Annotated in this window: 26 protein-coding genes and 1 pseudogene; 25 read left to right on the forward strand and 2 right to left on the reverse strand. The window is 43.8% G+C overall.

Features of this window, described 5'->3' with window-relative positions; translation table 11 throughout:
- The first annotated feature begins 63 nt into the window (after positions 1–63).
- The 11 genes from NWF01_02855 to NWF01_02905 all read left to right on the forward strand — a co-directional run bounded on the left by NWF01_02855 (position 64) and on the right by NWF01_02905 (position 8268).
- On the forward strand, positions 64–495 hold the full coding sequence (locus NWF01_02855) for a fasciclin domain-containing protein (protein ID MCW4023958.1): 432 nt from the start codon (positions 64–66) through the stop codon (positions 493–495).
- Positions 496–672: 177 nt separating this feature from the next.
- Entirely contained in the window at positions 673–1443 is a 771-nt protein-coding gene (locus NWF01_02860) for a tryptophan-rich sensory protein (protein MCW4023959.1), read from the forward strand.
- Positions 1444–1973: 530 nt separating this feature from the next.
- Positions 1974–2288, forward strand: a complete 315-nt coding sequence (locus NWF01_02865; GenBank protein MCW4023960.1) for a TIGR04076 family protein — start codon at positions 1974–1976, stop codon at positions 2286–2288.
- A gap of 204 nt (positions 2289–2492) precedes the next feature.
- The gene (locus NWF01_02870; GenBank protein ID MCW4023961.1) at positions 2493–3842 is read left to right on the forward strand and encodes a signal recognition particle protein Srp54; all 1350 of its coding nucleotides are present in this window, start codon (positions 2493–2495) and stop codon (positions 3840–3842) included.
- A gap of 9 nt (positions 3843–3851) precedes the next feature.
- A complete protein-coding gene (locus NWF01_02875) occupies positions 3852–5180 on the forward strand; it encodes a tRNA pseudouridine(54/55) synthase Pus10 (GenBank protein MCW4023962.1) in 1329 nt (442 codons plus the stop codon).
- A gap of 7 nt (positions 5181–5187) precedes the next feature.
- The gene (locus tag NWF01_02880; protein MCW4023963.1) at positions 5188–5487 is read left to right on the forward strand and encodes a 50S ribosomal protein L21e; all 300 of its coding nucleotides are present in this window, start codon (positions 5188–5190) and stop codon (positions 5485–5487) included.
- Between the two features lie 8 nt (positions 5488–5495).
- A complete protein-coding gene (locus NWF01_02885; GenBank protein ID MCW4023964.1) occupies positions 5496–5834 on the forward strand; it encodes an RNA polymerase Rpb4 in 339 nt (112 codons plus the stop codon).
- 69 nt (positions 5835–5903) lie between these two features.
- Positions 5904–6470: a DUF655 domain-containing protein gene (locus NWF01_02890; GenBank protein MCW4023965.1), complete on the forward strand. Its 567-nt coding sequence runs from the start codon at positions 5904–5906 to the stop codon at positions 6468–6470.
- A 9-nt stretch (positions 6471–6479) separates the two neighbouring features.
- A complete protein-coding gene (rsmA, locus tag NWF01_02895; GenBank protein ID MCW4023966.1) occupies positions 6480–7298 on the forward strand; it encodes a 16S rRNA (adenine(1518)-N(6)/adenine(1519)-N(6))-dimethyltransferase RsmA in 819 nt (272 codons plus the stop codon).
- Complete coding sequence (locus NWF01_02900; protein MCW4023967.1) at positions 7282–7902, forward strand: class I SAM-dependent methyltransferase; 621 nt, start codon at positions 7282–7284, stop codon at positions 7900–7902. Before rsmA ends, NWF01_02900 begins: the two co-directional genes overlap by 17 nt.
- Before the next feature lie 36 nt (positions 7903–7938).
- The gene (locus tag NWF01_02905) at positions 7939–8268 is read left to right on the forward strand and encodes a hypothetical protein (GenBank protein ID MCW4023968.1); all 330 of its coding nucleotides are present in this window, start codon (positions 7939–7941) and stop codon (positions 8266–8268) included.
- 125 nt (positions 8269–8393) lie between these two features.
- Here the strand turns inward: NWF01_02905 and NWF01_02910 are convergent, their stop codons facing one another.
- Both NWF01_02910 and NWF01_02915 read right to left on the reverse strand, forming a co-directional pair.
- The gene (locus NWF01_02910) at positions 8394–8876 is read right to left on the reverse strand and encodes a cytidine/deoxycytidylate deaminase family protein (GenBank protein MCW4023969.1); all 483 of its coding nucleotides are present in this window, start codon (positions 8874–8876) and stop codon (positions 8394–8396) included.
- A 69-nt stretch (positions 8877–8945) separates the two neighbouring features.
- A complete protein-coding gene (locus NWF01_02915; protein MCW4023970.1) occupies positions 8946–10256 on the reverse strand; it encodes a DNA methyltransferase in 1311 nt (436 codons plus the stop codon).
- Positions 10257–10410: 154 nt separating this feature from the next.
- On the opposite strand from NWF01_02915, the gene NWF01_02920 reads away from it, so the two are divergent.
- The 14 genes and pseudogenes from NWF01_02920 to rplC form a co-directional block, all read left to right on the forward strand.
- Positions 10411–10965 (forward strand): 50S ribosomal protein L16, encoded by a 555-nt coding sequence (locus tag NWF01_02920; GenBank protein MCW4023971.1) that lies wholly within the window; start codon positions 10411–10413, stop codon positions 10963–10965.
- A pseudogene (ppsA, locus tag NWF01_02925) lies at positions 10962–13382 on the forward strand (phosphoenolpyruvate synthase). The gene NWF01_02920 and the pseudogene ppsA overlap by 4 nt, the downstream one beginning before the upstream one ends.
- 54 nt (positions 13383–13436) lie before the next feature.
- Entirely contained in the window at positions 13437–14438 is a 1002-nt protein-coding gene (dph2, locus tag NWF01_02930) for a diphthamide biosynthesis enzyme Dph2 (protein ID MCW4023972.1), read from the forward strand.
- Complete coding sequence (locus NWF01_02935; GenBank protein MCW4023973.1) at positions 14399–15100, forward strand: METTL5 family protein; 702 nt, start codon at positions 14399–14401, stop codon at positions 15098–15100. Before dph2 ends, NWF01_02935 begins: the two co-directional genes overlap by 40 nt.
- 126 nt (positions 15101–15226) lie before the next feature.
- Positions 15227–15808, forward strand: a complete 582-nt coding sequence (locus tag NWF01_02940) for an exosome complex RNA-binding protein Csl4 (protein ID MCW4023974.1) — start codon at positions 15227–15229, stop codon at positions 15806–15808.
- 15 nt (positions 15809–15823) lie between these two features.
- Complete coding sequence (locus NWF01_02945) at positions 15824–16105, forward strand: DNA-directed RNA polymerase subunit L (GenBank protein MCW4023975.1); 282 nt, start codon at positions 15824–15826, stop codon at positions 16103–16105.
- 53 nt (positions 16106–16158) lie between these two features.
- Positions 16159–16752: a DUF99 family protein gene (locus tag NWF01_02950; protein MCW4023976.1), complete on the forward strand. Its 594-nt coding sequence runs from the start codon at positions 16159–16161 to the stop codon at positions 16750–16752.
- A 63-nt stretch (positions 16753–16815) separates the two neighbouring features.
- A complete protein-coding gene (locus NWF01_02955; GenBank protein ID MCW4023977.1) occupies positions 16816–17169 on the forward strand; it encodes a transcription factor S in 354 nt (117 codons plus the stop codon).
- A gap of 129 nt (positions 17170–17298) precedes the next feature.
- Positions 17299–18054, forward strand: a complete 756-nt coding sequence (gene pcn / locus NWF01_02960) for a proliferating cell nuclear antigen (pcna) (protein MCW4023978.1) — start codon at positions 17299–17301, stop codon at positions 18052–18054.
- An 18-nt stretch (positions 18055–18072) separates the two neighbouring features.
- Complete coding sequence (locus NWF01_02965) at positions 18073–19155, forward strand: DNA primase large subunit PriL (GenBank protein ID MCW4023979.1); 1083 nt, start codon at positions 18073–18075, stop codon at positions 19153–19155.
- Positions 19156–19242: 87 nt separating this feature from the next.
- Entirely contained in the window at positions 19243–20895 is a 1653-nt protein-coding gene (locus NWF01_02970) for a hypothetical protein (GenBank protein MCW4023980.1), read from the forward strand.
- A 63-nt stretch (positions 20896–20958) separates the two neighbouring features.
- A complete protein-coding gene (locus NWF01_02975; GenBank protein MCW4023981.1) occupies positions 20959–22191 on the forward strand; it encodes a DNA primase small subunit PriS in 1233 nt (410 codons plus the stop codon).
- A gap of 1 nt (position 22192) precedes the next feature.
- Positions 22193–22810, forward strand: coding sequence for a hypothetical protein (locus NWF01_02980; GenBank protein ID MCW4023982.1), 618 nt, complete (start codon positions 22193–22195; stop codon positions 22808–22810).
- Between the two features lie 185 nt (positions 22811–22995).
- A partial coding sequence (gene rplC, locus NWF01_02985) for a 50S ribosomal protein L3 (GenBank protein MCW4023983.1) occupies positions 22996–23176 on the forward strand: 181 nt, incomplete at its 3' end.

Here is a 23176-nt window from a genome sequence, read left to right on the forward strand (position 1 = left end):
TCTTATTAATGCATCAGAAAGCGAATAAAGTAGGAAAAATATAGTTGGAGGTGACGAATTTTTATGGCTGATATAGTCGATACTGCAATATCCGCTGGCAACTTCAAAACATTGGTTGCTGCTGTTCAGGCTGCTGGACTGGTTGAGACATTAAAAAGTCCAGGTCCGTTTACCGTATTTGCTCCATCAGATGATGCTTTCGAGAAACTGCCGAAAGGAACAGTTGAAAACCTCCTCAAAGACGTCCCAAAACTAAAATCAATTCTAACATACCACGTTGTCGCAGGCAAAGTTACATCGGCAGATGTCGTTAAACTTAAAACTGCAAAAACAGTTGAAGGCGAAGAAGTAAAAATCGATTCTTCCATGTGGCATGGTCACCGTATGCCTAAAATTAACGACGCAAAAATAGTTCAGGCAGATATAATGACTGACAATGGAGTTATCCATGTTATCGATAAAGTTTTGATACCGCCGATGGAAATGGCACATTAAAAACCGCTGCTGTGCTATAATTCATTCACTCTATAAAATAAAACGTTTTGCTGAAAAGGTGGCAGGTCGCTGTGTGAAATTAAGACTATAAAGTAGTTAAAAGAAATTTTAGTGGTCTAAAAAGATTTCAGATTATTTTATATACTAACCTCAACATAAATTGTTTAGTTGATTTTTGTGCAAAAAAATAGCTCAAATTATTTAAAGTACGTAAATATCGTCGCATTCATTTTAACTGTTATAATAAATAGTATTGCTGGAAGCACAACATTAATTGGCGGTCAAGATACCGCAGCGATATCCGACAAAAATCCTACCCTTATTACACCTGCAGGGTATGTTTTCTCTATCTGGGGCATTATTTACTTCCTACTAGGCGTCTTTGTGATTTATCAGGCGTTGCCAAAAGAACACAACAGCACATATAATAAAAAAATAGGCTGGCTATTTGTCCTAAGCAGTCTAATAAACATCGCTTGGATTTTTGTTTGGCAATATGAAAGCCTACTTTTATCAGTTGTTCTTATTTTTGCGCTTCTATTTTCGCTGATAGCGATTTATTTACGCCTAGATATCGGCAGGTCCAAAGTGAAGGTCAGTGAGAGACTTGCGGTTCATTTGCCTTTTAGTGTTTATTTGGGCTGGATAACTATTGCGTCCATAGCTGACGTTGCTGTTACTTTAACGGCTTATAATTGGGATGGATTTGGTATTAGCCCTGAAACGTGGGCAATAATAGTCGTTGCAGTAGCCTTGGTCATTACCCTGCTCATGTTAGGCATTCGCAAAGACATTGCCTATGCGTTGGTGATTATTTGGGCGCTGGTCGGTATCGGAGTAAACCACAGCAGCAACCCCAACGTTGTATTGCTGACTGAGGTGAGCAGTATCATTGTAGCCGTTGCTGTGTTGGCTGTGGTTGTTGTGACTTTGGTGAAAAGAAAATAACTTGCAACAAGGCACCTAAATTATAGTTGACGCTGATGCGACCTGTGTTCATTAATGAATTCTAGGTCAGCCCGTGCACGCTCAAGTTTTTTGAGGGCATTATTTCTAGCACGAGTTACCTTGGAGTTTCCATCTTGAGTTCGCGGTCAATCTTATAATCCGATACCCCTCCAGCCTTTAAACGCAAAATTGCCTTCTCGCGCTAGTCAAAGCCATAAGCTTTGTTTCCTCTTCAGCGGCACTGCAAAGAGCCACGCCTTCGTCTAAGTAATCCTTCTTTGATGCTTTTTAAGCGTTTAAGCCAAATATTTTTTAATTCAATTTCCGCCGTGGGCGTCATTAACTCGGCGCAAAGGATGCTTTTCTCACTGGATATGCCAGTACGCTTCAGGGCTTTACCGCGCTTGTTGTTCGATCGTTCATTAAATGCGAAAGGTGGTGTGCTTGCGGCTTTTTAATAATGTTTTTAACTATGCGTTGCGAGTTACCGATTGAGGAACTATAGAGCAACAATTAAAAAGGTGCTTTTGATGAAAGAGGCGGTAAAAGTCAAGATTACAGTTTTAAAGCGTTTTAATCCATCAGAAGTTTTTAAATCAAGTCCAGTGACTTTCATTGAACCTACTGGAGCATGTGACGTGTTCAGTGATGGGCAAGAATTTATCGTTGAAAATCTGATTATGCCTGAAGGGTTCTGTCCGATGGCTTGGCTTTCTATATGCAACAATGTGCGGCTTTTGAGTTATGGTTGCAATTTTCCTTGGTTCAAAGAAGAGGGTGTAACCATAAACTGTTGTATAGATGGACTTAGACCTGTAATATTCAAACTGGAACGCATCAAGTAAGTGACTCTAGCACACGCCAAAAGCAGAGATGTTATGAAATAGCCCGCACCAACTGCGCTGTTAAAAGATGCCAAAAACACGCTACCACATACATGACAAGGATCTGTTTACGCCGTCACCACGGTAGAGATAGAGGTTTTTTCCTGTTTGGCTGAATACCTTTATTTAAAACCGCGGTAGATGATATTAGGCTGGGAAATAACAATGGCACTAGACCGACTAGGTTCTTCATTGACCAACGCCGTAAAAAAACTCTTCAAAGCCTCCGTAGTGGACGAAGCAGCAGTCAAAGAACTAGTCCGGGACATACAACGCGCCCTACTTCAAGCAGACGTAAACGTGCAACTGGTGCTACAAATCTCCAAACGCATTGAAGAGCGCGCGTTAAACGAGAAGATGCCGCCTGGAATTTCAAGGCGTGAGCACGTTATCAAAGTTGTTTATGAAGAATTAACACGGTTCGTAGGTGACAAGCCTGTTCCGCTTAAAGTTGACCCAGGCTCAAAAAAAGTCATTATGCTAGTCGACATTCAGGGTTCAGGCAAAACCACACATGCTGCTAAACTTGCACGATACTTCCAGAAGCGCGGTTTAAAGGTTGGCTTAATTGCTGCTGACACTTACCGTCCAGGTGCATATGCACAGCTTCAACAGTTAGCAACCCGAATTAATGTTCCAATTTATGGTGAAGCCAAAGCCAAAGATCCAGTTAAAGTCGCAAAAGCAGGCTTCAAACAATTCCCCGACCGCGAACTCATAATCGTCGACACTGCTGGTCGTCACAAAGAAGAAAAAGACCTCATCAAGGAAATGAAAGACCTTGAAAAAAACATCCACCCCGACGAAGTTATCATGGTAATCGACGGCACCATCGGACAACAAGCATCGGCGCAGGCAAAAACCTTCCATGAAGCAACCCCCATCGGCGCCATCATCGTCACCAAACTTGACGGTTCAAGCCGTGGAGGAGGCGCACTCTCAGCGGTAGCAGCAACAGGCGCACCCATCAAATTCATCGGTACAGGCGAAAAAGTTGAGGACATCGAATCCTTTGTGCCCTCCCGCTTTGTTGGTCGCCTGCTGGGTATGGGTGATTTGGATACGTTGTTGGAAAAGGTTCATGATGCTGAGGTTGAGGTGCCTCAAAAGAAAGTTAAAGACATCATGAGCGGCAAATTCACTTTAACTGACATGTATGAGCAGTTCCAAGCCGTCAAAAAGATGGGTCCCTTCAAAAAAGTCATGTCTATGTTGCCTGGTATGAGTTATAATGTTCCAGATGAGATGCTAAACACTGCAGAGGGTCGCCTTGAGAAATGGGGCGTGATTATCCAGTCAATGACGCCTCAGGAAAAAGAAAACCCCAAAGTCTTCAATTCCTCACGCATAAAACGAGTAGCCCGAGGCTCAGGAACATCTGAAAAAGAAGTCAAAGAACTCCTCAAGCAGTACGTTATGATGCGTAAAATGCTCAAAATGTTTAAGCACAACAAACGCAAGATGCCCTTTGGCTTGGGCGGTGCAGGCAAAGGTTTACCGCCAGGATTAAAGTAGGTTTCACAGATGGATGTTTTAGAAAAAGCCTACCAGTTGCTCAGTAGTTATCCCCTTTGTGACCACTGCCTAGGACGCCAACTCGCAGCTTTAGGCTACTGCATGGAAAATGACGTCCGCGGCAAAGCCCTCAAAATCAGCTTAACCATGCAGGCAAACCTGCTTGCAGCTGAAAAAAATCCTGATGGCATTAATCAACTCAAGATTTTGGCAACTAATGGGTTTTCTAAAGAAGCGAAAGAAACCCTAAAACACCTAAAACAAGAAGTTCCAGAGGTTGAAGGGCTAAAATGTTTCTTATGTGACGACAGATTTGCTGAGGCTAACACTTTTTTGGATAACGCGTTAGCTATTTTGGCTGATTATGAATATTCCACTTTCTTAGTTGGTATCGAGTTGCCTGTTGCGGTTGAGGAGCGGGAAGACGAGTTCAAAGCTTCCCAAAACATAATCTACGGTGAAAGCCTCCGTCATGAGTTTGGCAGGGTATTGGGTAAAGGCTTAGCTGTTCGGGCGGGCAAAGAAGCCGAGTATCTAACACCTGACATAGCCGTGGTCTTTAACCCGTTTACTGGTAACATAAAACTTCAGGTTAACCCACTGTTTGTAGGTGGCAAATACCGAAAGCTTGTCCGCACGATTCCGCAGTCCAAATGGTTCTGTAGCTGCCGCGGAAAAGGCTGTCCTAAATGTGGCGGAACAGGGAAACTTTATCCTGAATCCGTTGAAGAGCTCTCATCTAACGCGTTGCTTGAAGTAGCACAGGGGGAAGAGGAGTTTTTCCATGCTTCTGGTCGTGAGGATATTGATGCACGGATGCTAGGCAGCGGTAGACCGTTTATTGTTGAGATTTCTAAACCGAAAAAGCGCTTTATTGACTTAAAACAAATCGAAGCTGCAGTCAATGAATCTGCGGTGGGTAAGGTTGAGGTTTCAGGATTACACTTTTCCAGCCGTGATGATGTTCGACACTTGAAGAAGGGTGAGACTGCCCAGAAGGAGTATGCGTTGTTGGCTGAGTTTGAAAAGGAACTTTCTGAGGCGGATTTGCGCACTATTGAAGAAAACTTCTCAGAAATTACGATTAAACAGCAGACTCCAAAACGTGTTGTGCATCGAAGGGCAGATATTGTGCGGGAAAGGTACATATATAAGGTTAAAGTTAAGAAGGTGTCGCTTAAGCGGGCTCTGCTTGAAATAAAATGTCAAGGTGGGCTCTACGTTAAAGAATTGGTGTCTGGCGATGACGGAAGAACAGTCCCAAACGTGTCTGACACGCTCAATAACAGGGCGAAGACGCTTAAGCTTGACGTCGTCAATGTAATAATAGATGAATAGGTGAAATATGATGAGAGGTTCAAAAGGATACTATGCTGGTACACGAAGTCTTCTAACGAAGCCTAATCGTGAAAGAGGAAAACCACAAATCAGCAAACTGCTACGCGAGTATGCTCCAGGTTCACAAGTAATCATAAAAATGAACTCCAGCGTACAAAAAAGCATGCCTCACAAACGCTTCCACGGCAAAATAGGCAAAGTTGTTGAGAAGCGCGGAAGAGCATACGTTGTGGATGTTCCACAGGGTGAAGCAATTAAACAAATTATTGTCCGCTCTGACCACTTAGAGCCATACCAAGGCAGTTGAGCTAGAAAATGAGTAAACGGGAAATAAGTGAAAAACGTCTCACTTTGCCCCAAGTAAAAGCAATACTTGACGGCATCGGCGAGGAAAACCTAGACCAGTATCAGCGTCGAACACTCGACTACGTAAACAAGTTCAGCAAAGTCACTTCTGAAAAAGCAGAGGAACTTCTCTCTAAACTTGTCAGCGAATACGAACTTGATGAAGTTGAAGCCGTCATGATAATCAACTGTATGCCTGAAACTGTGGATGAACTCAAAATTTTCTTGGCTGGTGGACGCAAAATTATTGAAGCCTCAAAACTGGACTCTATAGTTGCCCTTCTAAACGAGAGCAGAACCCTTCAATAACCCCCCTACTAATGCTAAGTATTTTAAGCAGTAACCGCCAATAAGTTAACGGAAGGTTCAGTGAAGATTATGGAAAAGCGCTACGAGGAGTACGCTTACGTGCTAGATTTCCTACAGCACGGCAAGCCAGGCTTTCGCCCAACAGGACGAGCAGGTTACAGAGCGGGAGCCCTAATTCAGTGTGTCGGGGAAGAATTTTTCACATTACTTGAGGCATTAGTCAAAGAAGAACTGGTGCTAAAACCTGGCGACCGCGTTTATGTGGGCAAGGATTCCCGGCAAGAAGTCACCTACATTATTGGTCGCATCGGCTATGAAGAGTTGACTGCCTCAGCTAAAGCTGACCTTCAAGGCGTCATTACCCGTATAGTGACAAACCGTGAGAAATGGTTTGTTAACTTCTTTAACACCACTCGCGCCATTACCCCGCGTATGCATGCGTTGGAGTTGGTGCCTGGGATTGGAAAAAAGTACATGTGGCAAGTGATAAATGAGCGCACAAAGAAACCGTTTGAAAGCTTTGAGGACTTGCAAAAACGCACAGAACTCCCCAGTCCTGCTAAGTTGATTACAAAGCGGGTTATGGAGGAGCTTGAAGGTGACAGCAAGTACCGTCTTTTCACGCGGGCGCAGTAAGGCTTTAGAATGATTCTTGAGGAAACGAAGCAGCTGCTTCGAACCCATCGATTAACACCGAACAAGCTGCTTGGCCAAAACTTCATGATAGAAGATGCTTTCTACCCTAAAATGTGCACGTACTCAGCTCTCAATAGTTCGGATGTGGTATTGGATGCTGGAGCAGGTTTTGGTTTTCTATCGAAATTTCTTTCCTCAAGGTGCAAGAGTGTGGTTGCTGTTGAAAAAGACTGCCAAGTTGCAGGTGTGCTCTGTGAACAAGTCCAGGGTTTAGTTAACGTGCAGGTGATTGTGGCTGATGTTTTAACTGCTGAATTGCCCCCATTCAATAAAGCCGTCGCGATTCCTCCCTATTACTTGTCTTCTAAGCTGGTGCTGTGGCTGCTTGAGCGCAAAGTGGATTGCGCCGTGATGATTGTGCAGACTGAATTTGCTAATCGTCTTGTTGCACCTGTGGGGAGTGAAGATTATGGTTGGTTAACAGTTGCTACTTATCAAGCCGCTGATGCGGAAATTCTGGATACTGTAAGCAAGGAAATGTTTTATCCACAGCCCGAAGTGGACTCAGTGATTGTCCGGCTAAAACCTTGGAGCAAGCCACCCTTCAACGTTGAAAATGAAGCCTTGTTTAGGCAACTGGCAAAATGGCTCTTCACCCAACGCAACAAGAAACTCACAAATGCGCTTGTTCCTTTCCTCAAAAACACGTTTAAACTCTGCAAAGAGGACGCAGAAAAGAAAGCCGCCAACTTGCCCTACGCCGACAAACGTGCTCGTGAATTGTCACCTGAAAACTTTGGAGAATTAGCTGATGCACTCTCAAACTAAACGTGTCTGTTTCGGCGATTTGGTTTTTGATGTTTGCGACGATGTTTATGAGCCATCGGAGGACTCGTTTCTTTTTGCCCAAAACCTGACTGTACATCCGTCTGATTGGGTACTGGATTTAGGAACAGGAAGCGGCATACTAGCGATTCTATCCGCAAAGACAGCCCGTCGCGTGACTGCCGTAGACATTAACCCTTACGCAATCCGCTGCGCCAAAGCCAACGCAAAGGTTAACCACCTGAATGGGAAAATGGATTTTTTGCAAGCCGACCTTTTTTCAGCCTTTCATAATCCCAAATTTAACGTGATTCTGTTTAATGCGCCCTATTTGCCCTCTGAAGAGGGTGAGGCAGACAATTGGATTGGGCGTTCATGGGCAGGCGGCGCAAGCGGACGGGACGTTATTGACCAATTCCTTGCTGTGGTTCCCCAGTTTTTGGCGATTGATGGGCGGGTTTTTTTGATGCAATCTACTTTGGCAGATGAAAAAGAGACTATCTGCCGTTTTGAGAAGCAGGGCTTTAAAGCGGGAGTTGTGGCTTCTTTGGCTTTGCCCTTCTTTGAAACCTTAACACTCATTGAAGCCGTGGTTGCAAACAGATAAAAGCCTAAACTTGCTTACATAGAACGGGGATTATTCGTGACGATTTGGTTTTATGTTAAAACAAACGATGAACCTAAAGATGTTGGAACAGTGGTTTGTAACGCAAACTATACAGAGGGCAAGCATCCTGAAGACAAATACTCTTGGGTTATGGAACCGGGTAGAGACGCGCCGGATTACTGGGAAATCAAAGGAGTATATGCACCTCTCAAAGAAATTTCGACCGTGGGCATCGTTAACCGTGTTGGTGACTCGGTGGTTTTATCAGAAATCGATGACGCTTTGGCACCCAACATTGCCGACCCATTGATTGAGAAATACGGATTTGACAAGGTAAAATGGCTAGTCGTTTTCACTCCAAAATAACCTGACCTTGCCCAAGGTTTTTGGTTTGAAAATATGTGCCATTAGGGACCTACCCCTCTATAGTTTCTGCAATGAATAACTAATAGGACCCAAATATGCCTATCAGTTTCTGAATGAAAAGCTGGTTATTGCTTATCGTATTTTTCTACTTCATCATTAACGATGCAAAGCTCGATTCCTGCCTGCTTAAACATTTCAATCGTATCTGCGTCGGCATGGTAGCGTTTGGTGCAGACCACCCGTTTAATGCCCGCATTAATAATCATCATCGCGCAGGTTCGACACGGCGTCATTTTGCAAAACAGTGTTGAGCCTTCTAGTGGTATGCCAAAGCGTGCGGCTTGAAGAATCGCATTTTGCTCGGCGTGCAGGGTCCGTACGCAGTGCTGGGTGATTTCACCGTTGCCATTGGTGACTGTGCGTAGGTCATGGCCAACTTCGTCACAGTGTGGCAGTCCTGCTGGAGCACCAACGTAGCCTGTAGTCATGATGCGTTTGTCTTTAACGATAACTGCACCGCATTTTCCGCGGTCACATGTAGCACGTGCAGCTACAGCTTCACACATATCCAAGAAGTACCTGTCCCAATCTGGTCTTGAGTTAGGCATAAATTTCCATCCTTGAGTTTAAAAATTAGTGGCGCTCGAAATTAATAAAAAATTCGCCAAACATCACCATCAATAAAGGTTTATTTTTTGGAAAATGTGAATTTCCCTGCCAATCTTGTGCCGCTCATCCGTTTCAACCAATGATGATAACTCACCAAGATTTTTCTCCAAAAAAGCGCTGTCACCAAACATTTCCTTGCCAAACGGAGCCACAACAGTGAAGCCCGCCTCTTGGGCTTTTTGTGCAATATTCATAGTGACAATGTCGCCTGAACGCGATACAATATAGGGTGTAACCAAAACAAGTCTGCCTCCTTCACGTAGCACGTTGAAGGCTTCTCTAACAAACCCAGAGAATAAGGGGTCAAGTTTGTTGATGACTTTGTGTGCGTAAGGCGTTGTTGGGATTTGTTTTAGTGGGGGCCCCAAATCAGGTTCGGTAACGATGCAGTCAACATTTTCAAACCCGACTTTACTGGTTAAATTGCCAACGTTACCCACAATGACACGGAACTTTGCATTTGGCAAATCATACTCTTGACGTATCCATTCCAGATTCTCAGTAGCCGCATTTACACACCACGTGTTGATATCCAAACCCACCGCTTCAGCTTTAGCCAGCAAGGCCTCCTGCAAAACCGTGCCCACACCACAAAACGGGTCAAGCACAACCTTGCCTTCCTTGCAATGTGACAAGTTTAGCATGATTCTTGCCAGTCTAGGTGGCATGCCGTAGATGACGCGTTGTCTGGGTTTGTAGACATCTCTTTTCTGGAACTCAAAGGGATTATGCACCGCAGTTGTGATGGCAACCCAAACCTTCTCTTTTCCGACACAGAAGAGCACTTCGCCTCTGCTTTCGATGAGGTTTTTCTTTAGAACTTCCACGTGGCTAAGCTGGGCGGCTCTTCTTTCCTTGCTAAACCCCATGAACTGTGACTTCTTACCAGCGCTTGCCAACTCCTTTTTGATAATGCTACCAACAGTGCGTTGAATTTGTCCTGAAAGTTGCCTAAACTGCTTATCCGCGCAGTAAACACTAACACCAAAAAACGCTTTCTCATCAGTTGCATTTTTTTCAATCTCGTCAACAATGCCGCTTAAACTTATTTGCTCGGTTATTTGTGCTTGGGCTTGCTTGTTTTTTTCAAGAAACGCCAACCTTGCGGCTTCAGTTGGGAACTCAGTTTGTACATCTGCAATTTTTATTGTCCCACCCAAATCCTCAATAGCACCTATTTTCTGTTCTAGGTCAAATACAAAGAATTCTTTGGAAACAAAAACTGTTTGAAAGGTTTCTTGTCTTGCTTGAAAGTAGGTTATGAGCTCTGCTAGGGAGAGTTTCCAGTTTTTTCCTGAAATAAATAATTGGGTTGGCATTGGAAAAGGTACAAGTTAATTAGGGTATTTAAGTAAATAATGTGGGCGTGGAGAAAAATCCTGTATTTTGTGAGGGTTTTCTCGATAAGACAGGGTGTATAATTACAAATCGTTTAAATACCCCCTGATGAGTAATGCTAAAAAGGGACGTTGCATGCACGCAAGAAACTTCAGGCACGTAAAAAACCGCGCCTACACACGGAAAAAGTTCGCTAAAGGTTTTCCCCCACCAAAAATCGTAAAGTTCACTATGGGCGATACTAAAGCGACTTTCACAGTTCAAGGACAACTCATAGCTTTAGAACGCGCTCAAATACGCCACAGCGCCCTCGAGGCCGCGCGTGTAGCTACAAACCGCGTTTTAATGGATAAACTCATAAACGATTACCTCATGGTTGTCCATCCATATCCACACATTATCTTAAGAGAAAACAAAATGATTTTTGGCGCTCACGCAGACAGGCTTCAACAGGGAATGCGTCGCTCCTTTGGCACAGCCGTGGGAACCGCAGCCAAAGTTGAAGTTAACCAGCCAATCATAACTGTAAAAGTAAACGCTACAGCGTTAGAAACAGCCAAAGAATCACTTAAACGTGGAAGCGCTAAACTTCCGATTCCTTGCAAAATAGTAATGACTAAAATCGAAGAATCTCCTGAAGCGCCACAAGCGGCAGAAGCAGCCGCCCCCACGGAGACGGAATCGGATTGAGTGCCCACAGAAAAGATCTGGTTTTATGGTTTGATAATGTAAGAAACACGGACGTTGCAATCGTTGGCGGCAAAAACGCAAGTCTAGGTGAAATGATTAATGCTGGCTTGCCCGTGCCAAACGGGTTTGCCGTAACCGCTTATTCTTACGAAAAATTTATTGAAGAAACACAAATCGCACAGAAAATCTATGCAATCATCACGGAAACCGTAACTGATCCAAACGATCCCAAACAGTACGAGGTTGCTTCTAAAAAAATCCGTGAACTCATCGAAAAAACCCCAATGCCCAAAGCAATTGAGGATGCCATAAAATCAGCATACAGCAAATTAAACAATCGATATAACCTAAAAGAAACCTTCGTAGCGGTCCGTTCAAGCGCAACCGCAGAAGACCTTCCTGACGCATCCTTTGCGGGTCAACAGGAAACATACCTCAACGTAAAAGGTGAAGAAGACCTAATCACCAAAGTTGTCAAATGCTGGAGCAGCCTATTTACTCCCCGCGCAATCTTTTACCGCAACGAGAAAAACTTTGCTCACGATAAAGTCTTCATCAGTGTTGGCGTACAGAAAATGGTCAACAGCCGCGCTGCAGGTGTCATGTTCACAATTAATCCAGTAACTGGTAACCGTGAAGAAATTGTTATCGAAGGCAACTTTGGTTTAGGTGAAACCGTTGTTTCAGGTGCAGTAAACCCTGACGATTTCGTGGTTGACAAAGCTACTTCTCAAATCAAATCACGACGTATCGCACGCAAAACCGTCAAGTACGTTCGTGACCCCGCAACTGGCAAAACCGTGCACATTGACATTCCTGAAGAGTAACAAAAAATTGTGTGTGTAAGCGACACTGAAATTGCGGCGTTAGCAGGACTTGCCAAGAAAATTGAGAAGCACTACGGTAAACCCATGGACATTGAATGGGCAATCGACCAAGACTTATCTTTCCCAGAAAACATTAACCTTGTTCAAGCAAGACCGGAAACAGTTTTCGGCACAAAAGATATCGAGGCATCTAAAATGGAAGAAACCAAAGCTCAAGACCTAAAAATTGTTGTTCGAGGAATCTCCGCTGGACGCCGAGGATACGGCATTGGCAAAGCCAAAGTTGTCCTCAACCCAGAAGATGCAAACAAAGACATGCAAAAAGGCGACATCCTCGTAACAGCCATGACTGACCCTGACTTTGTACCCTTCATGAAAATGGCCAGCGCAATTGTCACCGACAAAGGTGGAATCACCAGCCACGCAGCCATCGTCAGCCGAGAACTAAACATACCTTGTGTTGTAGGAACAGAAACAGCAACTGAAATCATGAAAACCGGACAAGAATACACTGTTGATTCAAGAAACGGTGTAATCTATGAGGGTATAATGCAGCAGGCAGTTAACTCAAACAAAAACAACAACACCGTAGTTCAAGTTCCAGACTGCGCGCCAATAACTGCCACAAAAATTTACATGAACCTTGGAACTCCCGAGATGATTGAGACGTACAAGGATTTGCCCTTTGAAGGCATCGGCTTAATGCGCACTGAATTCATCATGGCAAGTGCAATCGGACAACACCCTATGCTGTTTGTCGAGAATGGCGAAGAACAAAAATTCGTTGACATTTTCGCGGAGAACGTTGCAACTGTTGCCCGTGCTATCCAGCCAAAACCCGTTGTGGTTCGTTTAAGTGACTTCAAAACTAACGAATACCGCGGATTAAAAGGCGGTGAGACATACGAAATCAACGAAGAAAACCCTATGTTGGGCTGGAGAGGCTGTAGTCGCTACATCAGCAAATGGTACGAGAAAGCTTTCAGGCTAGAATGCAAAGCCATCCAGAAATGCCGCAGTGAATGGGCTCTTAAGAACGTTTACGTGATGCTTCCAATGGTTCGCACACTCTGGGAAGCAAACGCAGTCCTTCAAATCATGAAAGAGGAAGGCTTAGAACGCAACAAAGACTTCAAAATATGGTTCATGGCAGAAACACCCGCAATCGCAATCATGGCAGACGAGTTCAGTAAACTCGTTGACGGTTTCAGCATAGGCAGCAACGACATGACACAGGGTATACTGATGATTGACCGTGATTCAGAGCGTCTTGGTCAAATGGGTTACTTTGATGAACGCGACCCCGCAGTAAAACGCATTATCGCGCACCTAATCAAAGTCGCACACGAAAACGGCTGCACAGTATCAATTTGCGGTGAAGGACCCAGCAACCTGCCTGACTTCGCAGAGTTCCTTGTACGTCAAGGCATCGACAGCATATCAGTAAATAACGATGCAGTGGTGCAGACAAGAAAGAACGTTGCAAGCGTTGAACAAAAAATTATTCTACAACGCTTAGCCGAAGCAGCAGCACTCGCAGCTGGCAAACCACTCAAAAAACCAACCCCTAACTGGGTTTGGGACCCCTAAAATAGCAAACCCTTTTCTATTTTTTCCATTTCTTTTCTCTTGTTTGGTGACTAAATGAACGGCTTTGATTTTGAAGAAGAACGCATCAAACAGGAAATCACAAAGCTGGCTGCTAAACGTGTTCTGTTGCAGATGCCTGAAGGCTTAAAACCTGAAGCGCCCCGAATAGCAAAAATTATTGAAAAACACGGTGCAGTAGCGTTTATCTCCTCTGACCCTTGCTATGGCGCCTGCGACATCGCCATTTCAGAAGCCCAAGGCTTAGGTGTGGATTTGATTGTGCATTTTGGACATGCTCGCATGGTTAAGCATGAGGCAATTTCAACCATTTACGTAGAAGCAAGAGCTACCGTAACAATTGATGATGCCTTTGCACAAGCTTTACCAATGCTTAAGGATTACACCAGAATTGGTTTAGCCATGTCTGTTCAGCATCTGCAGTTTCTTGACCAAGCCCGCGAGTTCTTAACTCGCTCAGGAAAAACCGTGATTGTGGGCAACGCTGGGCGGCTGGGTTACGCTGGACAAGTCATCGGCTGCAACTACGGTAACGTCAAATCCATCGCTGATGAAGTTGAGGCTTTCCTGTTTGTGGGCGGCGGAATTTTCCACGCGCTAGGCATCGCACTAAACACTGGCAAACCAACTTTTGTCGCTGACCCCTACGACAAACGCGCCTACACAGTGAACACTGAAGCCCAAAAAATTCTACGGCAACGCTGGGCAGCTGTCCAAGAAGCGCAAGATGCTAAGTCTTTCGGCGTGATTGTGGGATTAAAGCTTGGGCAGAAACATTTAGATGATGCCCTAAAAGTCAAAGAAGTAGCTGAGAAAAAGGGCAAGATGGCCTTCTTGTTGGCTGGCAGAGAAATTACGCCTGAAACACTGCTTGAGTTTCCAACATTGGACGCTTACGTGAACACGGCTTGCCCCAGAATTTCCTTGGAGGCTACAAGCAAGTTTTCTAAGCCTGTACTTACTGTTAATGAGTTTATGGTGGTTGCTGGCGAGGTTTCATGGGAGAACATGCTCAAAAAAGGCTTATTCGAAAAATAGACCTACAAGTTTTCCTGTCAAGCCTAAAAGCTAACCCATCGCCCAAGGTTGAGCTTGAACAATACACCACCACCGAAGCCCCCGCCGCCACAATGCTTTACCTTGCTTACCTAAACGGTGACCTTGCAGGAAAAACCGTGGTTGACTTAGGCTGCGGAACAGGACGCTTGGGGCTTGGAGCAGCATTTCTCGGAGCAGAAAGTGTTGTGGGCATTGACATTGACAAGTCTGCTTTGGCAGTGGCAGTAGAAAACTCGAAACAACCCCCAATAATGCACACGCCAGACTGGATTGTAGGAGACATAGCCGCGGTTCAGGGGCGTTTTGATACGGTTTTGCAAAACCCGCCCTTTGGAGTGCAGAAGCGTAATGCAGACCGTGCTTTTCTGCAAAAAGCCCTTGAAATTGGTGGTTCCATTTATTCTTTGCACAGTCATCCTGAGGTTGACCGGGAACTGATTAAGCGGCTTAAGTCTAAGGGTATGTTGCAGGTTGAGCCTTCGCCTTTTCTGGAGCGCTTCGTTGCTGATTATGGCGGTAGGGTCTTGGTTGTTTACGCTTTGTTGATGACTATTCCTAAAATGTTCGAGTTCCACACTAAAATTCGTCATGATTTTGTGATTGATTTGTATGTGGTTGCTGGAAAAAACAGGCAAAGGTAATCACAGTTTTTATTAACGTGGTTTTTCTATTTAATCAAAAGGTTTATTGATAAGAATGGAAACTAAGCTTATGCCTCTGGCAAACGTAACTGTTTAAGCTTATACAACTTTAACGAGGAAAACTTGATGACTCTCAAACAACCTGAACAAAAAAGCGGCATCTTAGTGTTGCCTGGCGAACGTCTTGGTGTTATTGAAGAATTTATTCCTGACTCAGGCACATACGTAAAAGACGGCGTAATCTACTCAAGAATCATTGGCCGCGCATTAATGGATTTACTTAACAAAAAAGTCAGCGTGTACCCAGTCGGTAACGCTGTAGCAGCACCAAAAGTCGGCACAGTAGTTATTGGTCAAGTTGGAAACGCCCAATCCGATAATGTGCTGGTCAAAATCTTTAAGATTGGTCGGAAAAAACTCTCTGGCAACTTCTCAGGAATCCTTCACGTTTCAGATGTTTCAGACCGCTACATTAACTCAATGAGCGAAGTCTGCAAGACAGGCGACATAATCCGAGCCAAAGTAATCAGCGAAAAAAACCAAATCTACCACCTCTCAACTTCAGACCGCAACTTAGGTACGCTCTACAGTTTCTGTGGACGCTGTGGTGGTCTGCTTGAACAGCGAAAATACGAAATGTACTGCACAAAATGTGGTAGTATTGAAAAACGTAAAACTGCTCAAGATTATGGGCAAGAACAAATGTAAGGGGAAAAAATAAGAATGAATATTAAAGTTTTAAAACGCACAGACAACGAGCTTAAGATTGAAATCCAAGGCGCAGACCATGGATTGTGCAACCTGCTTCAAAAGAAAATCCTTGAAGAAAAAAACGTTGATGTCTCCGGTTATGATGTTCCTCACCCATTAGCTTCAAGTCCAGTTATCTACATTAGGATGCTAAACGGTGCAAGCCCTGATGAAGCACTGATTTCTGCAGCTAAAAAAGCAATGGCAAACAATGAAACATTTAGTAAAGAATTAGAAAACGCTGTCAAAGCCTAATTCCCAACATTTTTAATGCCTCACAGCGCATATTGCTATAGAGGCAAACTTGTTTGGTTCTGGAAAATTTTCGTGTTATTAAACCTGAAATCCGAGTTTTAGGCATCGACGATGCACCGCACATTCCACGAACCAAAACTTACGTGCCTGGGGTGGGCGCTGTTTTCCGCGGCGGTTTTTGGCTTGAAGGTGTACTGTCCACAAAGGTTCTGGTCGACGGCTTTGACTCCACAAAGGCGTTAAGTGATATGATAACGGGTTCGCCGCATTTTAAGCAGCTTCGTGTGGTCATGATAAACGGCATAACACTTGGCGGCTTTAACATAGTAGACATCAGTGCATTAAACAAGGCAACAGGGCTCCCAGTTATAGCGGTTTCACGCAAAAACCCTAACCTGACAAAGGTATATCAAGCCATAAGAAAACTCAGTCAGCCAGAAGAGCGCTTAAAAGTGCTGGATAACGCAGGCGAAATTGTTCCTATTTCCTTGAAAAACAGGCGGGGGCAGCTTTTTATTCAAACTGTTGGGATTGCCCTTGATGATGCACAGAAAATTTTGGATTTAACCGCAACCAGAAGCATCACTCCTGAACCTTTACGTGTTGCTCATCTGATTGCTTCAGGTGTAGGCGTGTGTGGTTTTTAGTTCTAGAAAAGGTTTAAAAGCCTCAATGCAGAGGGAATCCAAAACAGTTGAGGAAGAGTAGCCATGGAATTTTGTCCTAAATGCGGTACACGCCTCGAACCAAAGAAATCTAAAACCGGTAAAGAAGCCTCTTTAGTTCTTGCTTGCCCAAAATGCGGATACAAGAAATCTGACTCTGAAAAAATCGAGTCTAAAATAGCCTCTAAAGTAATCCAGCATAACCCCCAGCAGCTAGTTGCAGTCATCGGCAAAGAAGAACAAAAACTAACCACGCTTCCCACGGTTCATATTGAATGTCCAAAATGCGGAAACAACACAGCGTATGTTTGGCAAGTGCAAACTCGCGGTGCTGACGAGTCATCCACGCAGTTCCTGTGCTGTACAAAATGCAATTATACCTTTAGAGAGTACAGCTAAGGCTGTCTCTACAGTTAATTTTTATTTTTCTTTTCTCAGTTTATTTTTTATTGGTTTAAGGGGTAAACTTAATTATCCAAACCTTTTATATCTCTCATCATAAGCAATTAAGCGAGAGGAAGAGGACCCATGTTTAAGCTAAAAGTATCTGACGCTAAACTGTTAAAAGATATGGCTACTGCCATTTCCATTCTTGTAGATGAAGCCACATTCAAAATTGACCCCGAAGGCTTAAAACTGCGTGCCATGGACCCATCACGCGTCGCCATGATTGACTTCGAATGGCCAAAAACCATATTCGAAGAGTACATTTGTGAAGAACCCACAAAAATGTGCATCAACATAAGCGAGTTGCTTAAACTTATCAAACGCGCAAGCAAAGACGAATCAGTAGAGTTATCGTTAGATGACAAAACTGGACGTCTGCAAATTAAAATCACAGGGAAATACAGCCGAAACTTCAACATGCCTACTCTTGAGGCATCAGAAGAAGAGGTTCCTACTCCAAAAATCACCTTTAACGTAAAAGCCAAAACCACAACTCAAGGCTTAAGTCAAGCAATCGAAGACGCCCAGCTCGTCAGCGACCACGTACGCATGGAAGCTGAAACTGAAAAACTCACCCTGAGTGCTTCAGGCGACCTGATGGGTGCAACAATCACACTGCAGAAAGGCAGCGATGCACTGCTTGATTTAGAGGTTAAAGAAACAACCAAGGCAACTTTTAGCTTAAGCTACCTTTCCGAAATCATCAAAGCCGCCTCTGCAACCTCCGAAATCGCCACACTTGAGTTTTCCACTGATATGCCTATCAGAATTGACTTCCAGCAGACTAAAGAGGGCAAGTTAACTTTCTTCTTGGCGCCAAGAATAGAAACAGAGTAATAAGACTGATGGGGAGCTATGCCAAGTTTATTTAATGCTTTCACAGACTCTGACATAGCTAAATATCCCTTTCTAAAAGAAACCTCGCAGAAAGTTCAACAGCAAGACCTCCGAATTGCGTCTTTGGCTAATGATGATATGGCTGAAATTGTTGCTCTTGCTGAAGAAAGAGTAATTACCGCTATAAATTTTGTCCGAACTAAAGAAAAAATTGAAAAAATAGGAAATTTAAACTCTGAAATTTTTTCTTTTCCCATTGCGCTGCTACTTGTTTCTGCCACCGAGAATTCTTTTGTACGAAAACGCTACGCGCTGGCTGAGGCTAAGCAGGCAACCCTGAACCTTACCAGCGAAAAATCCTTAGAGAAGATTAAGCGCATCTCAGAAAATTTTGACTGGAAAACCATCCTAAACCAAAGAGCTAATCCTGAATTGCCATACGAGTACGCGCTTTCCCTTGCTGATTACCTGCGAAACACTTCGCATCTGCATGATAAAAATTGGAAACTAATCAACCGCATCCTCTACGACGGGTACGTTTACCTGCATAAACCAGACTTCATCCGGCTTTTAGAGGAAGAAATCAAGCGAAACATTGAAGCACGTCTGGGCGGAGCTGAACCGCCTGAATTACCTGAGAAACTGGTCCCAGTTATCGAACGAATACAAAAAATCGCCACTGATGTTTTAGGCACGATGGAAGATGAAAGCTTCCCAAAAGTTGTTGTGCAAGAAGCTTTCCCGCCCTGCATAAACGCGCTCTATGACGAGGCATCCAAAAACCATCACCTCTCTCACATGGGACGCTTCACACTCACATCCTTCCTAGTTTACATTGGCATGTCACCTGAACAGCTAAACGAGTTATACAAAAGCTTCTTCTCCGACTACAACGAGCGGTTAACGCGTTATCAAATCGAGCACATCGCGGGAGAACGCGGTTCAGGTACCAAATACACGCCCCCACAATGCTCTGTCCTGCAGACTCATGGATTGTGCAAGAACCCTGACGAACTCTGTCGCCGAGCGTATCATCCCCTAAAATATTACAGGCGTAAGCAAGCTAAAGCATTGGCTAAACAAGCTACTGTCAGTAAATAATTTTTTTTAGCCCTTTTTGGTTGTTATCTTTTTAGGGTAAATGCTTATTTTAGTTTTTAAAATATTTCAATTGAGGTTCAAAGGAGTATGCTTTCAGGTAAAAACTGGTTCTTTCAAGTTTCTGTTTTCATAGTGTTGCTCCTGTTCTCTTTGAGTGTTATTTTAGGTGTTTTAAGCCTGTACTCCGTGCCAGTCGATGGTGTTGAGCAAACAATTTTGATTGATGATTCCTTCACGTTAACACATAATGAGTATCGCAGGGTTGGTTTGGGTTCTTTTGGCCGCGGAGAAAACATCACAATCACCGCACAGTGCACGGCAGGTTGCCAAAAAAACTTTTCCATAGTAGGTCCTAACGCGACAATATACACAACCACCACACTTGGCGACATTAATTACACCTTTACAACCCACGCAAACTACTACGAAGCCCTCTTCTTATCCAACTCCACAACCCCTAACACGGTTCACTTCCACGTCTTCGTCGAAAAACAACAAACCCTAACCCCATTTGCCGTTCTCACCAGTCCAGCAAAACTCCTCTTCCTATCAAGCGCTGCACTCTTTATCATAGTAACCCTAAGACCTGCATTAACCCAGCTTTCCCAGACAAAAAAAATCATCCTTCCCAGTCTGGACAAAAAAGGTTGCCTTATCCTCAAGATTTTGTTTTTAATTTCGACGATTGTTTGGCTGGTGCTTTTGGTGTTTAATTCTAACCCGCTGGGGACGTTCGAAAACTGGTACACTGATCATCCCAGGCACTCTTATGTTGCAACTCTCTTTGTTAAGGATGGCTTTTCAGTTTTCAGCATGCCGCTTGGGCAACTGGCAAGCGCTGATGCCTCGTCATTCAAATTTGTAACGTGGCCTGAAATGTCTCATCTTTACCCGCTGGGTAGTATCATGCTGTTTTTGCCTTTTGGCGAAATGCTTCAAAACGGCGTCAATTCAGCTTTGGTTTACAAGCTAGAAATAGGCATATTCCTCATAGTCGCCAACGCTTGTATGTACCTATTTTTCAAATATTTCCTTAAACAAGACCTTGACATAGTGCCCAAAATCATAAGCGTTCTAATCATGTACTGGAGCCTTGTCTACTTCGCGGCTAACGGCATGTTTGATGCGGTAGCCTTTATTTTTTCGCTTCCAGCAGTGATAATGTTTCTTTACAAGCGTTATGATGCTTTCTTTCTGCTTATGGCAGTTTCAGTCACTTTCAAGTATCAAGCCGGAATTTTCCTGCTGCCCCTAATAGTAATTGCCCTGTTCAAGCTTGTCGGCGAAAACAAGCTGAAGATTTTGAAAAACAAATTCGTCCTTGCCGGCTTTGCCTTAATGGTGCTTAACGCTTTTACTGCCTACCTTAGTTTACCCTACTTTTTGGGAACCCGTGCTGAGTTGAGTATGAATGGGCTTAACGCTTTCATGTCTCATCCACAAATTCCCTGGGTGACCCAAGCCTTCTTTGTTTTCCTAACGCTTGGACTAACTCTTGCTTTTGCAGTTTACATGCTCAAACATAACAAATTGATTTCTCTATCAGCTATTTTTCTGCTGGTTCCAGTTTTCACAATGCCCTTCTTCCAGAATTGGTATATGCCCTTTGTTTTCATCTACGCCCTGATTCCTCAGCCAAAAAAAGACTTAACCCTCACCGTTTTGTGGTTATCATACATAATTTTTATGATTGCTTTCGGTGGGATTTCCTTTAGTTTTCTGATGTCAAAAGCATTCTAAGTTACCTGTATGAAATATAAGGTTCCAAACAGCAATTAAATAGACTAGGTGGGCGCGGGTAGAGTGGATTCCAGAGAATTTGTTTATTCAAAATTCCGAGAATACTACACTGACTCATCAACAGAAATCCCTGAACCCCTCTGTGTTGAGCAAAGAGAATTTGCTTATCTGAGTTTTAAAGAACGCTTCATGATGCGCCACAAACGCTTCGGAACTTTTACTGCTTTCACGAATTTACTCAAGGAAAACACGCCCTCAGACGTTTACCACTCAATTGCCTACTACGAAAACCCTGACTTTGACATGGACAAAAAAGGCTGGCTAGGCGCCGACTTGGTTTTTGACATAGACGCAGACCACATCCCCTCATCCTGTGACAAAATCCATGACGAATGGAAATGCAACAAATGCGGTTTCAGCGGCAAAGGCGTAACTCCCGAGGTCTGCCCAGCATGTGGGGGTCAAAAATTTGAAACCAAAACTTGGCCCTGCGAGTTATGCATTAAGGCTGCAAGGGATGAAACCAGCAAACTGCTTGACATGCTTTCTGGCGATTTTGGTTTTTCAGATAAAGAGTTACGCGTATTTTTTTCGGGGCACCGCGGTTATCACGTTTACGTGGAAAATGAAGCCATCAAATCGTTGGATGCCCTGGGTAGAAAGGAAATTGTTGATTATGTTATGGGCACGGGATTGACGATTCTTGAAAAGGATGATGCACCCGTAAAGAGTAAACGCAAAAAGAAGGGTCCTGCTGGTTTTAGCTTGCATGATTACGGGTGGAATAGGCGGTTAAAGTTGGGTATGCAAAAATTTATCGCCCGCGCCACTAAAGAAGACTTGAAAAATGTTGGTTTAACAACAAATTATTCTGCTGTTTTGGATAATAAGGCGCTTATTTCAAAATGTATAAGCGAGGGGCGTTGGACGGGTGTTAACGGCGTCAGTGTTCAAACTTGGCGTAAAATCGCTGCGTACGTTAAGGATTTGGAGTCCTCCGCAATTGACACTGTGGTGACAACGGATATTCACCGTTTAATCCGCATGAATGGAACCCTGCACGGCAAAACTGGTCTGAAAAAAGTAGAGTTTGCTGCAAAGGATTTGGAAACATTTGACCCATTTAGTGAGGCGGTAGCTTTTAAAAAGGGTGAAGTGAAAGTGTTAATCGATAACGCACCAAAGTTTAACATGAGCGGAACAGAGCTGGGGCCTTTCAAAAACGAAATACGGGAATTGCCCACTGCAGCGGCTGTGATGCTTATCTGTAAAGGCAGGGCAAAGGTGGCAGAATAGCATGTACAATGAACTTTACGCAGCTTGGAAACGGGAAATTTCTGATCCCTCACTTGGCAGTCTGCCGTCTGATTTTTACGCTAAAATCACTGTTTACCTTGGTAAAATACGTGAAGATAATAAGATGCTGGATAACAAATCTCTCAAAGTTGCCCTTCTTGAACACGAAAAACAGCACGTAAACAGAATGCTAAATGAACTTCTCAAATTGCGTTATGAAAAGCTTGTGCATGCAATAACTGAAGCCCAAAAAATTCCCCAACCCACTTTAGCTGCTGAGGAAGCTAAAATATGCGAAAACTTCCTCTCCTTCTCAGCTGATTACCAGAAATTCACAAAAAGTCTACTTCAAGGCGAAACCTTCACGCCTGCCCCTTCAGCTGTTCCATCAACACCTGTTTCACAAGTTACTCCCACTCCAGCACCTGCCCCAGTTGCGTTGACGCCTCACAAGCGGGTTACTTTACGTTTTTCTAAGAATGTGCCTGCTGTGATTGGTTTTGACATGAAAACTTATGGTCCTTTTCTGGTTGAGGATGTTGCTTCGTTGCCTGTGGAGAACGCCAAGATTTTGGTGAAGCAGGGATTAGCTGTTCAGGTTGAATTAACTGGACAATAGTTTGCGAGTTGATGAGTAAACGTCTCTTTTTTGCTCTTTTTTTGTGTCTGGTGGCTTTGTATGTTTGATTAGCCGTTGTTTGGTTGTCTTTTCAATGGTTGTTGTTTCTTTGGGGCTTTTTTATTTTTAATGGTAACGTTTATAACGGTAATTTATTATTGCTAAAGGCGCGAAGCGGATGATCAATGGGACATCGTAAAGTACACGCTCCAAGACATGGTTCACTAGCTTATTTGCCTAGGAAACGCGCCAAGAGTCCAGTGGCACGTATACGTTACTGGCCAGAAATTAACTCTGACGCACCAAGGCTTTTAGGTTTATCAGCTTACAAAGCAGGCATGACTTATGTCTTCACAATTGAAGACA

This window comes from Candidatus Bathyarchaeota archaeon, assembly GCA_026014585.1.
GTDB lineage: Archaea > Thermoproteota > Bathyarchaeia > Bathyarchaeales > Bathycorpusculaceae > Bathycorpusculum.